General features: G+C 48.3%; 13 protein-coding genes. 2 read left to right on the forward strand and 11 right to left on the reverse strand.

What is annotated here, in order from left to right; all coding sequences use genetic code 11:
* Nucleotides 1–11 precede the first annotated feature (11 nt).
* The 6 genes from ACYVUU_RS09910 to ACYVUU_RS09935 are packed head-to-tail and all read right to left on the reverse strand — an operon-like array spanning nucleotide 12 to nucleotide 5,915.
* Nucleotides 12–1,688 carry a phospho-sugar mutase gene (locus ACYVUU_RS09910; RefSeq protein WP_484500781.1) on the reverse strand — a complete coding sequence of 559 codons (1,677 nt, stop codon included), beginning with the start codon at nucleotides 1,686–1,688 and terminating at the stop codon, nucleotides 12–14.
* A 27-nt stretch (nucleotides 1,689–1,715) separates the two neighbouring features.
* Nucleotides 1,716–2,384, reverse strand: a complete 669-nt coding sequence (locus ACYVUU_RS09915) for a sugar transferase (protein WP_484500782.1) — start codon at nucleotides 2,382–2,384, stop codon at nucleotides 1,716–1,718.
* Nucleotides 2,385–2,417: 33 nt separating this feature from the next.
* Nucleotides 2,418–3,194 (reverse strand): tyrosine-protein phosphatase, encoded by a 777-nt coding sequence (locus ACYVUU_RS09920; RefSeq protein ID WP_484500783.1) that lies wholly within the window; start codon nucleotides 3,192–3,194, stop codon nucleotides 2,418–2,420.
* Nucleotides 3,195–3,197: 3 nt separating this feature from the next.
* A complete protein-coding gene (locus ACYVUU_RS09925; protein ID WP_484500784.1) occupies nucleotides 3,198–3,971 on the reverse strand; it encodes a CpsD/CapB family tyrosine-protein kinase in 774 nt (257 codons plus the stop codon).
* Nucleotides 3,972–3,981: 10 nt separating this feature from the next.
* Complete coding sequence (locus ACYVUU_RS09930) at nucleotides 3,982–4,869, reverse strand: YveK family protein (RefSeq protein ID WP_484500785.1); 888 nt, start codon at nucleotides 4,867–4,869, stop codon at nucleotides 3,982–3,984.
* Nucleotides 4,869–5,915, reverse strand: coding sequence for an LCP family protein (locus ACYVUU_RS09935; protein WP_484500786.1), 1,047 nt, complete (start codon nucleotides 5,913–5,915; stop codon nucleotides 4,869–4,871). Before ACYVUU_RS09935 ends, ACYVUU_RS09930 begins: the two co-directional genes overlap by 1 nt.
* A gap of 329 nt (nucleotides 5,916–6,244) precedes the next feature.
* Between ACYVUU_RS09935 and hflX the strand changes: the two genes are divergently transcribed.
* Nucleotides 6,245–7,525, forward strand: coding sequence for a GTPase HflX (gene hflX / locus ACYVUU_RS09940; protein WP_484500787.1), 1,281 nt, complete (start codon nucleotides 6,245–6,247; stop codon nucleotides 7,523–7,525).
* A 48-nt stretch (nucleotides 7,526–7,573) separates the two neighbouring features.
* Here the strand turns inward: hflX and ACYVUU_RS09945 are convergent, their stop codons facing one another.
* Together ACYVUU_RS09945 and ACYVUU_RS09950 are read right to left on the reverse strand one after the other, a co-directional pair.
* Nucleotides 7,574–8,365, reverse strand: a complete 792-nt coding sequence (locus tag ACYVUU_RS09945) for a C40 family peptidase (RefSeq protein ID WP_484500788.1) — start codon at nucleotides 8,363–8,365, stop codon at nucleotides 7,574–7,576.
* A 45-nt stretch (nucleotides 8,366–8,410) separates the two neighbouring features.
* Nucleotides 8,411–9,169: a C40 family peptidase gene (locus ACYVUU_RS09950; protein WP_439774949.1), complete on the reverse strand. Its 759-nt coding sequence runs from the start codon at nucleotides 9,167–9,169 to the stop codon at nucleotides 8,411–8,413.
* Between the two features lie 452 nt (nucleotides 9,170–9,621).
* Here ACYVUU_RS09950 and ACYVUU_RS09955 point away from each other — a divergent pair, with 452 nt between their 5' ends.
* Nucleotides 9,622–9,801, forward strand: coding sequence for a hypothetical protein (locus ACYVUU_RS09955; RefSeq protein WP_484500789.1), 180 nt, complete (start codon nucleotides 9,622–9,624; stop codon nucleotides 9,799–9,801).
* 415 nt (nucleotides 9,802–10,216) lie between these two features.
* On the opposite strand, the gene ACYVUU_RS09960 is transcribed toward ACYVUU_RS09955, so the two are convergent.
* The 3 genes from ACYVUU_RS09960 to ACYVUU_RS09970 all read right to left on the reverse strand — a co-directional run bounded on the left by ACYVUU_RS09960 (nucleotide 10,217) and on the right by ACYVUU_RS09970 (nucleotide 12,529).
* The gene (locus ACYVUU_RS09960; RefSeq protein ID WP_484500790.1) at nucleotides 10,217–10,930 is read right to left on the reverse strand and encodes a C40 family peptidase; all 714 of its coding nucleotides are present in this window, start codon (nucleotides 10,928–10,930) and stop codon (nucleotides 10,217–10,219) included.
* 154 nt (nucleotides 10,931–11,084) lie between these two features.
* Nucleotides 11,085–11,867, reverse strand: a complete 783-nt coding sequence (locus tag ACYVUU_RS09965; protein WP_484500791.1) for a C40 family peptidase — start codon at nucleotides 11,865–11,867, stop codon at nucleotides 11,085–11,087.
* 188 nt (nucleotides 11,868–12,055) lie between these two features.
* Complete coding sequence (locus ACYVUU_RS09970) at nucleotides 12,056–12,529, reverse strand: C40 family peptidase (RefSeq protein WP_484500792.1); 474 nt, start codon at nucleotides 12,527–12,529, stop codon at nucleotides 12,056–12,058.
* Nucleotides 12,530–12,676 lie beyond the last annotated feature (147 nt).

The following is a 12,676-nucleotide window of genomic DNA, read 5'->3' on the forward strand; positions in this document are numbered from 1 at the left end:
TTGATTTTCCCTTATTTCATGTACTCAGCTAATTGATCAGCAACTTTCTTTTCAGTTGCTTCTGATTCTTCCATCGTATCTGAAACAATAGAAACGTAAGCCTTCAGCTTAGGCTCAGTACCTGAAGGACGAACAACAACTGAACTTTCACCTTCCAAAAGATACTTCAGCACATCTGACTTAGGAAGTCCATCCAAGCCTTGACTGTAGTCAAGAGTCTTAACTACCTTACGACCACCAAATTCATCGATACCTTGGTGGAAGTGCTTCATGATCTCTTGCATTTTTTCAAAACCAGCTGAACCTTCAAAAACGTATGAGTGCAAAGTGTTCAAGCGGTAGCCATATTGCTTGTAGAGGTCTTCAAGCTTCTCTAAAAGACTAATGCCTTGAGTCTTGTAGTAGGCAAACATTTCACAGACCATGAATGCACCGCCAATAGCATCTTTGTCACGTACGTACGTACTTGACAGGGTACCGTATGATTCTTCGAACCCGAAGATGTAGTCATCCAAATGTCCTGCCTTTTCCAAGAGGCCAATCTGTTCCCCAATGAACTTGAAGCCAGTCAGAACATCTATCGTCTTTACACCGTAGTGATCAGCAATCTGGTTGCCCATGTCTGAAGTAACGATAGTCTTGACCATGACTGGGTGCTCCGGCATCGTGCCATGTTTGATACGTTGACTACAGATGAAGTCAAACAGAAGCAAACCGATTTCATTCCCGGTCAAAAGACGGTAATCTCCATCCTTAGTCTTCACACCGACACCACAACGGTCCGCATCTGGGTCAGTAGCTAAAAGGATATCTGCACCAACCTTCTTGCAAGTGTCAAGACCAAGCTGCATTGCTTCACGGTATTCTGGGTTAGGGAACGGGCAGGTTGGGAAGTTACCATCTGGCATTTCTTGTTCCTTAACCAAAGTAATATTAGTGAAACCAGCTTCTTTTAAAGCTCGAGTCATTGGAACACGGCCAGTACCATTTAACGGAGTGTAAACGATGGCCATATCACGGTTGATATCTTCAGTAACAACCGATTGTTTCTTAACTTCTTCAATAAAGGCTGTCAACACTTCATCCGAGATGTATTTAACCTTACCTGCTTCCAAATCAGCGTTGAAGTCTCCCATCTTTACGTCAAAGTAGTCAATAGCTTCGATTTCCTTAAGGATTTCAGCAGCAGTTTCAGTAGTTATCTGACAACCATCGTCACCATAAACCTTGTAGCCATTGTACTTAGCCGGATTATGCGATGCAGTAATCATAATACCAGCTGAAGTATGCAAGTAACGAGTCGCAAATGAAACAGTAGGAACCGGACTAAGTTGTGGCCAAATATTAACTTGAATACCATTCAGTACAAAAACAGTTGAAGCAACTTTTGCGAAAAGATCTGACTTAATCCGTGAATCGTAGCCAATTGCAACAGAAGGATTGTCGTACTTCTTGTTCAAATAATTGCTTAACCCTTGTGATGCTCTAGCAACAGTATATACATTCATTCTGTTTGTACCGGCGCCAATAGTACCACGAAGACCACCAGTACCGAATTCCAAATCACGATAGAATGCATCTTCAATTTGCTCTTCATTCATACCGTTGAGTTCAACACTTAAATCTGGATCAGCAATCGCTGACTTTGACCATCTACTGTATTCATTCTTGATATTTTCTTTTAACATTTATCTTTCCTTTAAAAATGCCGTTTCTTACTCTTCGTACATCCCGTTCGGGTGGAAGATAACACCGATTGTCTTAATAATGATCCACAGATCAAAGAAGATGCCACTTCGGTTAATGTATTCGATGTCGAGCTGCACCATATCCGCAAAATCAGCCGCATTCCGGCTGGTTGCCTGCCAAAGACCACTGCATCCCGGCTTGACCAGCAATCTCTGCTTGTCATAGTCAGTATACTGCTCAACCTCATTAGGCAAAGGCGGCCGAGGCCCGACCAGCGACATATTCCCAATCAGCACATTCCAAAGCTGAGGCAATTCATCCAAGCTGTGCGCTCTAATGAACTTACCAATCTTAGTGATCCGCGGGTCATCATGCATCTTAAACATGGCCCCTTCGACTTCATTTTGCTCCAGCAGATCCTTCTTCAGCTTCTCGGCATTGACCACCATAGACCGGAACTTGTAGATACGGAATGGCTTTTCATCCTTGCCAATTCTGATTTGTGAGTAAAAGACTGGCCCACCATCTTCACCATGAATCTTGATCGCCAGCACCAGAAAAAGCGGCGACAACAGAATCAAGGCAATCGCAGAAGCCAGAAAGTCAAAGAGACGCTTGATCCCATGGTAGAGAGGACGGCCCTTGACTTTGGACTGCTTAACATATGCTGGACTGCTACTATATCCCATATCCATTTTTTCCTCTCCTTCATCCAAATTTCTACTTTATTAAAACAGTCCTAAGAATTTTTTCCGCTTCTTAGGCAATGATTGCCAATTTAGGTAAACCGGATCACCATTGATTACCGCTTGCGCATTGTCTAAATACTTCTGTTTCTTATCTTCACCAAATTCTTTTGCCAACTTGTTTAACGCTTCACTCAGTTGGTATTGCCGTCTTGGCAAGTCATGAGCGTCACTGGCAAAGAAAGCACATTGTCCAGCCTTGATAAACTCCCGGCTGCAGTCTTCAATTTCTTTGCCAAACAAGCCGGTATATGAGCTGGCGGTAATCTGTACCAAAACTCCCATTTCCAAGAGTTCCTGCAGCTTCTGCGGATTTGCCAGAATTTCTTTATTCCGTTCTGGGTGAACTATGATTGGCGTAATCCCTCTTCTGGTCAGTTCGTACACCATGTTCTTGGTGTAATGTGGCACTTCATTGCTTGGCAATTCCAAAAGCATGTAGTGACCTTCTTCATCGCAGAAGAGGATGTCATCATTGTCGAGGGCTTCAGTTAAGCCGCCTGACAATCTGACTTCATGTCCTGGAAAGACCGTCAGCGGAATACCTGCTTGGTCAATCCGGTCTTGAAACTCTTCCGTCAGCTTGATCACATCTTGCTTGTGGTTGGTGTAGCGGCCATTTAATGTGTGTGGAGTACACAAAGCATGAGTTACTCCATCGGCAACCGCGGCTCTGGCCAAGTTCAGAGATACTTCCCAAGACTTAGAACCATCGTCGATTCCTGGCAAGATGTGACAGTGTAAATCAACTACCGGCATGAGCTACTTCTTTCTGCCGAAGAGGCCCTTCTTCTCCTCTTCTTCACCGTAGCCATAACCGTATCCATAACCATATCCATAGCCGGCATCCCCATCGGCATCAACATCGTTCATAACATAACCCAAGATTGGTGAGTTAGTCAGCTTAAGCAACTCAACTGCCCGCTTAACCGCTGACTTCTGTGACTTAGCCTGCCGCACAACCAAGATCGTCCCATCCAGAGAACTGGTCAGTTGCTGGGTTTCAGCCGCGTCCAAAATTGGCGCTAAGTCGATTACAACCATGTCGTATTCTTGCTTCAGGTCTTCAATCAAATCCAACATGTGCTTGGAAGACAGAAGTTCTGAAGGGTTCGGCGGGATCGGACCTGCCGTCAAAATTGACAGGTTCTCTACGCCGCTTTCCCGAATCACACTGTTTGCGTCCATTTCCTTTGCCCGGCTAGTCAACAGAGTCGTCAAGCCGTTGCTATTGGATACATTGAAAGTGGAGTGCAAGGTTGGCCGACGCAAGTCCGCGTCGATCAAGATCGTCTTCTTGCCAGCTTGTGCCATGGTAATGGCTACATTAGCGCTGACCGTTGACTTGCCGGCGCTGGCCATGGCTGAAGTAAAGGCAATCGTCTTTACTTCCTTGTCAACGTTCATGAAGTTGATGTTGGTCCGGATATTTCTGAACTGTTCAGAAATAACGCTTTGCGGGTTAGCCAGGGTAATCAGCTTGGCCCCGTTCTTCATCGTTTCGTTGTCTAAATGCTTCTTTCTACCGAATGCCATGCTAACCCTCCTAAACCCGTCTTCTTGAACTGCCGCGCTTTTCAGCCGTGTTAGCCGTAAAGGTCCAGTCCTTCGGCATCGTGATGCTTGAAATCTCACCCAAGTTAGTCAAGCCAAGTTCGTTAGTCATGAATGAATCTTCCCGAACAGTCGTGTCTGACAAGTCCTTGATGATGATGATCAACAAGCTGATTACCAAACCGGCCAAAACGCCAACCACAGTAATCATCTTTACCTTTGGGTATGACTTAGTCCCCTTAGAAGCTTCCGCAACAATAGTCACGTTGTTAACGTCCATGATCTTTGGAATTTGTTCTTTGAATTCCTTGGCAACCGCATTGGCAATTGCTTGTGCCTTGGCTGGAGTTTCAGCCGTAGCTGACAAGGTGAAGACCTGAGAAGAAGTCGTAGTGGTTACTGAAACAGCACTAGCCAATTCACTAGCTGAGACTGAGTAGCTCTTGCTTTCCCGCTTGTAAACCGCTGGCTTAGCCTTAACCGCCTTCTTAACCAGGGTTCTAGTCCCATCATCATTGGTCTTGTAGACGGCCTTCTTGGCTGGAGTAGCCTTCTTAACCAGGGTTACTGGGTTAGCCAGGTACTTGGATGCACCCTTTAAAATGACGTTACTAGTGATAATGTCCTTGTAAGTGGTAACGGCATTAACGTCAGCTTGTTGGTTGGCATAAGCTTGATTAGCATCCGTTGACTTACGATTGACCAGGAGCTGAGTGCTGGCTGTGTACTTTGGCACCAGAACATATTCTGAAACCCCATAAGCGATCAAGCCCAGGCCGATCATCCAAATCAAGATGCTGACGATGTGCTTCTTGATCAAGATGAAAAGCCTGCGCAGGTCAATGGTTACTTCTTCATTATTCTGTTGTTCAGCGCTCACTAGTTGTCCTCCTTATAAACGTTGACATTCTTAATTCCTAAAGTCTGCCGGATGTTGTTGGAAATCCGCTGTCTTTCCTTAGTCGACATGATTTCAACTTCCATGTTGCCAAATCTTTGATTGTTGACGCTGCTGCTCGTCCCTTGAGCGTAGTCTGACTTAACATTGTCAGTCGCGCCTTGGTAATTCATGGCCAACTTGATCATGTCGTTCAGACTCAAGTCAGTCTGCAGGCTGTCACCCAATGACTGCATGAATGAGCTGTTCAAGATAGTCTTATATGACACGCTCTTCTTAATTGCAGCCATCATCACCAGACGCTCACGCTCCTGGCGGCCGTAGTCCTGCCGCGGGTCACCGTGGCGGAGCTGGACAAAGGCTAGGGCCTTCTTGCCGGAAATGTGGTATGCTTGCCCTTTCTTAAAGGAGTAGCCCATATTGTCAAAGGTCAATGGAGAGATGACATCCACCCCACCCATCTTAGTGATGATCCTCATGGTGCTTTCCCAGTTGACCAGCACATAACCATCAATTGGCACGCTGTAGTACTTGTCCAAAGTCTTGATCGTCTCGCTGACCCCGCCCAAAGAGTAGGCGCTGTTCAGCTTGATCGGTGAAACCTCCGGGTAGTCCGGCAGGTTGACCTTGGAGTCCCGGGCAATCGTGGTTACCCGCGTCTGTTTCTTGCTTGGGTTGACCGTAATAAACATCATCAGGTCAGTCAAACCGTGATATTTCTTCACGCTCCGGCCTTCAGCCCCGGTGTCAGTCCCCAAAATCAAGAGGTTGACTGGCTTCTTGGCATCCAAGATCTTGTCTAAGCTAGACCGGTTCTTGTTTGACTTGGTGTTCTTCGAGACCGGCGTGTACATCGTCGTCGCTGCATCCCTAGCATTCTTATAAGCATAACCAGCTACTAATAATATTGCAAGTAGCAGCACTCCAACAATCCCCGCGATCCAGCGGCCGATATGGCGCTTGCGGCGGCGGTGATGGTGATGATGGTGGTGATGATGATGAACATGCTGTTGATCAGGTTCCGTCATAATACTCTTTTCTTACTCTCCTTACATTCCATACCCATTTTTTATCTCTATCTTTTCAAGAAATTAATTATTCTTGTAGGATAAGCTTCGCTACTAAGCCAAGCACAATCCATGATATTGTCCTATTATACATCACATCTCATTCACAAAAAAGGTCTAAACCGTTTCCAATCTATTTCCATGAATCAAATTTTCTTAACATTTATCTTGTTGATCAGTCTCTGCCTAAATTTAGGCAAATTCAGCGATTTTTCTCGTCAGCTTCTTTACAATAGATAGTAAATAGATGGACAAATTCTAAGTCTTGCAATATAGAAAGGAAGCTATAGATGATCGACAATCAAAATCATACAGTCAAGGCCTATTTGGCCGGAGTCAACCTTGACGATCCCAACTTTGACTACTCCATGACCGAACTGGCCAATTTAGCAGAGGCCAATAATTTCACCGTCGTTGGCTCTAGCCAGCAGAAGGCGGAAAACATCGTCGCCTCCAGCTACCTGGGCAAGGGCAAGGTGACGGAAATCAAAGACCTGGCCCAGGGACTCGGGGCCTCCGTCCTCATCGTCAACGATGAACTTACCCCAGTCCAAATCCGCAACCTGGAGCACATGACCAAACTCCGCGTCATCGACCGGACCGAACTAATCTTGGAAATTTTCTCTTCCCGGGCCCGGACCAAGCAGGCCAAACTGCAGGTCCAATTGGTGCGCCTGCAGTATGAACTGCCCCGCCTCCACCCTTCTGAAAACAGCCTTGACCAGCAGCGCGGCAGCGGCGGTTCCACCGGCGGGGGCTTCGCCAACCGCGGGGCCGGGGAATCCAAACTGGAAATGAACCGGAGAACCATCGGCAAGCAGATCTCCGCTATCAAGCATGAATTAAAGGAAATCTCGGGCCAGGAAGAGATCAAGGCCGCCCGCCGCAACCAAAGCCACCTGCCTAAGGTTGCCCTGGTCGGCTACACCAACGCCGGCAAGTCCACCACCATGAATGGCCTGCTCAAGGCCTTCGGGGCTGGCAATGAAGACAAGCAGGTCATGGCCAAGGACATGCTCTTTGCAACCTTGGACACGTCGGTGCGCCGGATCGACCTGGACGGCTTCTCCTTTATCTTGTCCGACACAGTCGGCTTTGTCTCCAAGCTCCCCCACAAGCTGGTCGACTCCTTCAAAGCGACCCTGCAGGAAGCCAAGGACGCTGACCTCTTGATCAATGTCGTTGACGCCGCTGACCCGAACATGAACCAGATGATCAAGACTACCCTGGAAGTCTTAGACGAAATCGGGGTCAAGGACCTGCCAATGATCACCGCCTACAACAAGGCGGATTTGACCGACCGGAACTACCCGCAGATTGAAGGCAATGACCTTCTCTACAGCGCGGTTGACCCAGCCTCAATCCAGGCCTTGGCCAAGCTGATCACAACCCGCCTCTTCAGCAATTACCAGATCACTGACCTCCGCCTACCGCTGACGGCTGGCAAAGACCTGGCCTATCTGCACCAGCACTCCCGGGTATTAAAGGAAGACTACCAAGCTGACGGAATCGAAGTTTCTGCCCGCCTGTCACCCCAAGACCGGGCTCGTTTTTCCGCTTACCAAATTTAGACCGCATAAAAAGCCAGACTCTATCTCTAGAGCCTGGCTTTCCTATTGTTAGAGGACTCTTCTTGCCCGACTAGGCCAGAAGTAGGTGGACAGGCTGGCTTGTACGACCCCTTGCTGGTCTCCAGCAGCGGTAACATACTTCCCGTCCCCCACGTAAATAGCTACATTATATGGCTTGCTCTTGGAACCCCAAAAGAGCAGGTCCCCTTCCGCAAAGCCAGAACTTGGATCTACCGCGATCCCCTTCTTGACCTGGCTCTTAGTGCTAGAACCTGTGTTGACGCCAGCTGCCTGCTTGTAGACGTAAGCAACCAAACTGGCATTGTCAAAGGCATTTGGGCCCTTGGAACCCTTGACATAGGCCTTGCCGACCTGCTGCTTGGCTAAAGTTACGACCGCCTTAGCCCGGGCCTTGGAACCCATCGGGGCAGACCAAGAAGCTGCCAGACTGGCAGCACTGCGGGCCTTCTTGACCGTCTTCTTCTTGGTTTTGGCCTTGGTCTTCTTGACCTTCTTTGCCTTCACAGCCTTCTTGGCAGACTTGACCTGGTTAAAGTACTTGGCCATGACCCATTCCTTCTTGCCAATCCGATACCAAAGGTTGCCCATGGAGTCAGTTGCCGTCTGGTAGACAAAATGACTGCTGCCCTTCTTTAAATGAGTCGCAACATGCCGTCCCTTCTGGTAGTTGGTCCAGACGGTGACGTATTGCTTGCTGATAACTTTGATCCGCTTGCTGGCGGCCTGGGCCGGCTGCTTGACCGGCTTGACCCCTGTCGCTGAGATCCCTAAGAAAGTCAGCGCTGCAGCAGAAAATTTGATCATATTAGACTTCTTCATGCTCATTTCCTCCCTTACACCGCTAACTCTATTTTAACACGGAAACTAGAGAATCCGCCGGGCCGTTGACGGCCAGAAGTAACTGCTGATGGTTGCCAAGATGACCCCTTGCTGCTCATCAGCGGCGGAAACATATTGACCATTGCCCACGTAAATTGCAACGTGATATGGCGCTGCCACATCCCCCCAGAAGAGGAGGTCGCCTGGCTGCAGGCTGGCCGTTGATACCGGCACAGCCACACCTTCATTAACCTGGGTATAAGTAGTCCGGGAAACGGTCTGCCCGATCGCGGTCTTGTAGACCCATTGGACTAAGCCGGAGCAGTCAAAGCTGGTCGGGCCAGTCGCACCCCAGACATAAGCCTTGCCGACTTGCGCCTTGGCTAAGGCTACCACGGCATTCTGCCGCCAAGATGAACCAACGGGTGCCTGAGAAGAAGCAGCTTGCGTCAATTGATTGGTGTTTAAGACCGGGTTGGAAGGAGTCTTGGATGCAGTCTGCTTGGTCGTCGTCAAGACAACCGTGTACTTGCTGGCAATCCACTTTTTATTTCCAACCTTCAGCCAGACCTTGTGCTTCTTGTCAGTAGCTGAGGCCTTGACCTGCTTGACCGTACCCTTCTTAAGGTACTTGTGGGTCTTCTTGCCCTTCTTGTAGTTGGTCCAAACCGGAGCCTTCTTGACTACCTGGACCTTGGAAAGGTGACCCTTAACTTGCGCGTTAGCTGGCTGGCCGCCTAGGCCCAGTCCCCCGAAAAAGAGCGCCGCCGCGCCCATGAATTTAATCCATCTTGCATTACCCATATTTTTTCCTCCAGCGGAAGCAAAATTTATACCTAATATTAATAATAAGCGCTTGCCCCCCTGGCCCGCAAGCCCCCTGATGATTACAAAATGATTACAAAAACGGGGAAGGCGCTGTCGCCCTCCCCGCTGGAAATATGCAAGTGTTGAATAATCGCTGTAGCTTGTCCTAGTGGAACAAAAAAGCCGTCGTAACGACGACTAAATGAAATTGAAATAATATTTTACTTGGCCGTCACCGGCTCAATTCTGAGTGTTACCGCACAAAATCATTCTACGCAGTTTGGAAGAAAATAGCAAGCAAAGTTGCTAGTTAACACTAGCCTTTTGCCAAACACACGTGCTATAATATTTCCGATTGAGCATAACGGTGGCGGCCTCTACGGAGGGAGTGATGCCCTTGATCTTTTCATCGGCTCCTTCCTATCATTACGGAAAGGAGCCACCGTAAAATGAGCCTGCTGGCTCACTTAATCTGGATGGTGGGCGGATTGAAACTGCTTGTGGACATGACCAATTTGCTCTTGAAGAGCTGTGTCGCCATGGTAAAGACTCTCTGCCTGCTAATCGACTGGGTGGATGTTCTTCGCAAGAAATTGCGGGAACAAAAAAGCCGTCGTAACGACGACTAATTTCTTAATTTAACTAAATTGAAAATTGGCCGTCACCGGCTCGATCAATGAAAGGATGGGTGTTCCCGCACTCGTCCTTTTTCTATTGCCTATTTTACGCAGTTTAGCGGAAAAATGCAAGCAAAGTTGCCGGCAAACAAAAAACCGTCGTAACGACGGCTAATTCAAACGTGTAAACTTTTAAATTGGCCGTCACCGGCTCAATCAACGAAAGGATGGGTGTTCCCGCACTCGTCCTTTTTCTATTGCCTATTTTACGCAGTTTAGTGGAAAAATGCAAGCAAAGTTGCTGGCAATCAAAAAAGCCGTCGTAACGACGACTAATCAAAAGATTTAAATAATTTTAAAATTGGCCGTCACCGGCTCAAGTTCATTCTACTTAGACTGAAGGAAAATAGCAAGATAAGAACACGGCTTAAATTACTCTCCGCGCGCTGGATGGGTAGAACGCACTGGAGCGGTTCGTGCTGACCTTGGACTTGATCACCCCAACCGTCGGGCTGGAGGCATGGACAAACTTGCCGCCGCCCACGTAAATCCCGACGTGGCTTGGAGCTGACTTGGAACCAAAGAAGAGCAAGTCACCCTTAGCCAACTTCTTGGTTGATACCGCCTTGCCGTAGTAGAGCTGGCTGACTGAGTAGTGCGGCAATGACAAGCCAGTTGCCTTCTTGTACACGTACATGGTCAAGCCTGAGCAGTCAAAACTGTAAGGGCCAGTTGCCCCCCAGACGTAAGCCTTGCCGACTTGCGCGTTTGCCAATGCAACTACCTTCTTTTGCTTAGCCGTCTTAGCCGCGGCTGCCTTGATTGAAGCGTACTTGCTAGTAGATACAGTGTTAGTGCCCAGAATCCACTTGTTGCTCTTGATCCGGTACCAGGTCCGCCCCTTGTACTGAGCCTGACCCGTGGCCGTAAACTTATAGCCGGACTTAACCTGGCCAACATTTTTCTTGCCGGCCCCGTAAGTATTCCAAGTGTTGACCTTGTTGCCCTTATTGTAAGCAACCAAGGTCTTCTTCACGATCGTAATATTGCTGTCCTGGCTGTCACTTGCCGCGTAAGCCGGCTGCGCCCCGCCCAGCCAAGCTGCTAATAACAAAAGCACTAAACTGAATTTCCGCTTCATCTTTCTTTTTCCGCTCCTAAATTGAATTCGCTTTTTCTAGTGTAAGCAAGTTGTGTTACAGAAAGGTTACAGAAAAAATACAGTTGTTTTTTAATAGCAAAAGGCAAAAGAAAAAGGACGCCAGCTGGCGTCCCATATAAAGGATATTTCTCAATTAAATCAAGCGCTTGGCAGTTGATGGCCAGAAGTAGTAGCTCAGGCTCTGCTTGATCACACCCTGGCTTGGAGTAGCCGCGTGAACAAACTTGCCGCCGCCCACGTAAATCCCGACGTGGTATGGGGAAGACTTGGAACCCCAGAAAAGCAGGTCCCCCTTCTTCAAAGTTGCAGTAGAAACAGCAACCGTCTTGCCTTGGTGCACTTGGGTGTAAGTGGTCCGGGTAATGTACTTGCCCAGAGCGTGACTGTAAACGTAGCTGGTCAAGCCAGAGCAGTCAAAGCTGTAAGGACCAGTTGCGCCCCAAACGTAAGGCTTGCCCACTTGCGCCTTGGCCAAGGCAACAACCTTGTTTTCCTTAGCCTTCTTGCTCTTGGACAACTTCTTAGCCGCCGCAGCCTTCTTAGCTGCCTTGGCAGCGGCCTTCTTGGCAGCAGCTGCCTTCTTTGCCCAGGCTTCAGGACTCAAAGTGTAAGAAGCCAGAACCCATTCGTTGTCAGCGATCTTGTACCAGGTTTGCTTCTTGTACTTGACTTCGCCGATTACCGTCAAAGTGGTCCCGTGCTTGAAGCTGATGCCAGTATCATTGGCCGCGCCGGTCTTGACCTTGTAATTCTTCCAGGCCTTAACGCTGTAGCCGGCCACGTAGTTGATCACGACTTGCTTGTTGACAGCCTTGACAGTAGCTGCCTGGGCTGCCGGCACTTGAGCAGTAGCTGCTGCAGGAGCAACCAGGGCCAGGGCCAGTAAAACTTTGACTAATAAACTCTTGAACTTCAAAACTTTGATATCCTTTTCTATTCCGATTTTTTACGCAAGTTCTATAATAGGTTACCAATGTTACAGGAATGTTACAAAAAGAATACTAGACTGTTAAAATTAAGTCCAATTTAAAAAGGCCAGCGATTTTTGCCTCGCCGACCTTCTTTTTTATCGTTGTTATCGTAATTTTAGCAGGTAATGGTAATTTAGATGACCCGCTTGGCCGTTGATGGCCAGAAGTAGGAGCTCAGGTACTGCTTGCGGACCCCTTGGCTTGGAGTAGCCGCGTGCACGTACTGGCCGCCGCCCACGTAAATCCCAACGTGGTATGGAGATGACTTGGAGCCCCAGAAGAGCAGGTCGCCCTTCTTCAGCTTGGCAGTTGAAACCTTGATGGTCTTGCCCTTCTTTACCTGGGTGTAGGTGGTCCGGCTGATGGACTTCTTGATCGCCTTCTTGAAAACGTACTGGGTCAAGCCTGAGCAGTCAAAGCTGTAAGGGCCGGTAGCGCCGTATACGTAGCGCTTGCCAACTTGCTTCTTGGCCAAGGAGACGACCTTGTTCCGCTTGGTCGTCACACTGGCTGCCTGGGCTTGGTGGCTGTTTGCTTGGATTGCGACAGGAACAACCAGGGCCAGGGCTAAGGTTAATTTTGCTAAGATCTGCTTAAACTGCTTCATTACGTTGTAACTCTCTTTCTCTTTTCTCGATGCTTATATCATAGCCGATGAGTGTTACAGGAAATTTACAGACCGTTTGCAGTTTCTTTAATAAGCCTTTGCAGTTTTTTAACATCCGGCAATTTTTCCGTAAAAAAAGGCCCTGGC

Source organism: Lactobacillus sp. WILCCON 0058, from assembly GCF_057198005.1.

Excerpts from the sequence above, each read along its gene's own strand:
- ACYVUU_RS09970 (WP_484500792.1), bottom strand. The coding sequence starts at position 12,529 with ATGAAGCAGTTTAAGCAGATCTTAGCAAAATTAACCTTAGCCCTGGCC.
- ACYVUU_RS09915 (WP_484500782.1), bottom strand. The coding sequence starts at position 2,384 with ATGGATATGGGATATAGTAGCAGTCCAGCATATGTTAAGCAGTCCAAA.
- hflX (WP_484500787.1), top strand. The coding sequence starts at position 6,245 with ATGATCGACAATCAAAATCATACAGTCAAGGCCTATTTGGCCGGAGTC.
- ACYVUU_RS09920 (WP_484500783.1), bottom strand. The coding sequence starts at position 3,194 with ATGCCGGTAGTTGATTTACACTGTCACATCTTGCCAGGAATCGACGAT.
- ACYVUU_RS09945 (WP_484500788.1), bottom strand. The coding sequence starts at position 8,365 with ATGAAGAAGTCTAATATGATCAAATTTTCTGCTGCAGCGCTGACTTTC.
- ACYVUU_RS09925 (WP_484500784.1), bottom strand. The coding sequence starts at position 3,971 with ATGGCATTCGGTAGAAAGAAGCATTTAGACAACGAAACGATGAAGAAC.
- ACYVUU_RS09910 (WP_484500781.1), bottom strand. The coding sequence starts at position 1,688 with ATGTTAAAAGAAAATATCAAGAATGAATACAGTAGATGGTCAAAGTCA.
- ACYVUU_RS09960 (WP_484500790.1), bottom strand. The coding sequence starts at position 10,930 with ATGAAGCGGAAATTCAGTTTAGTGCTTTTGTTATTAGCAGCTTGGCTG.
- ACYVUU_RS09935 (WP_484500786.1), bottom strand. The coding sequence starts at position 5,915 with ATGACGGAACCTGATCAACAGCATGTTCATCATCATCACCACCATCAT.
- ACYVUU_RS09955 (WP_484500789.1), top strand. The coding sequence starts at position 9,622 with ATGAGCCTGCTGGCTCACTTAATCTGGATGGTGGGCGGATTGAAACTG.
- ACYVUU_RS09950 (WP_439774949.1), bottom strand. The coding sequence starts at position 9,169 with ATGGGTAATGCAAGATGGATTAAATTCATGGGCGCGGCGGCGCTCTTT.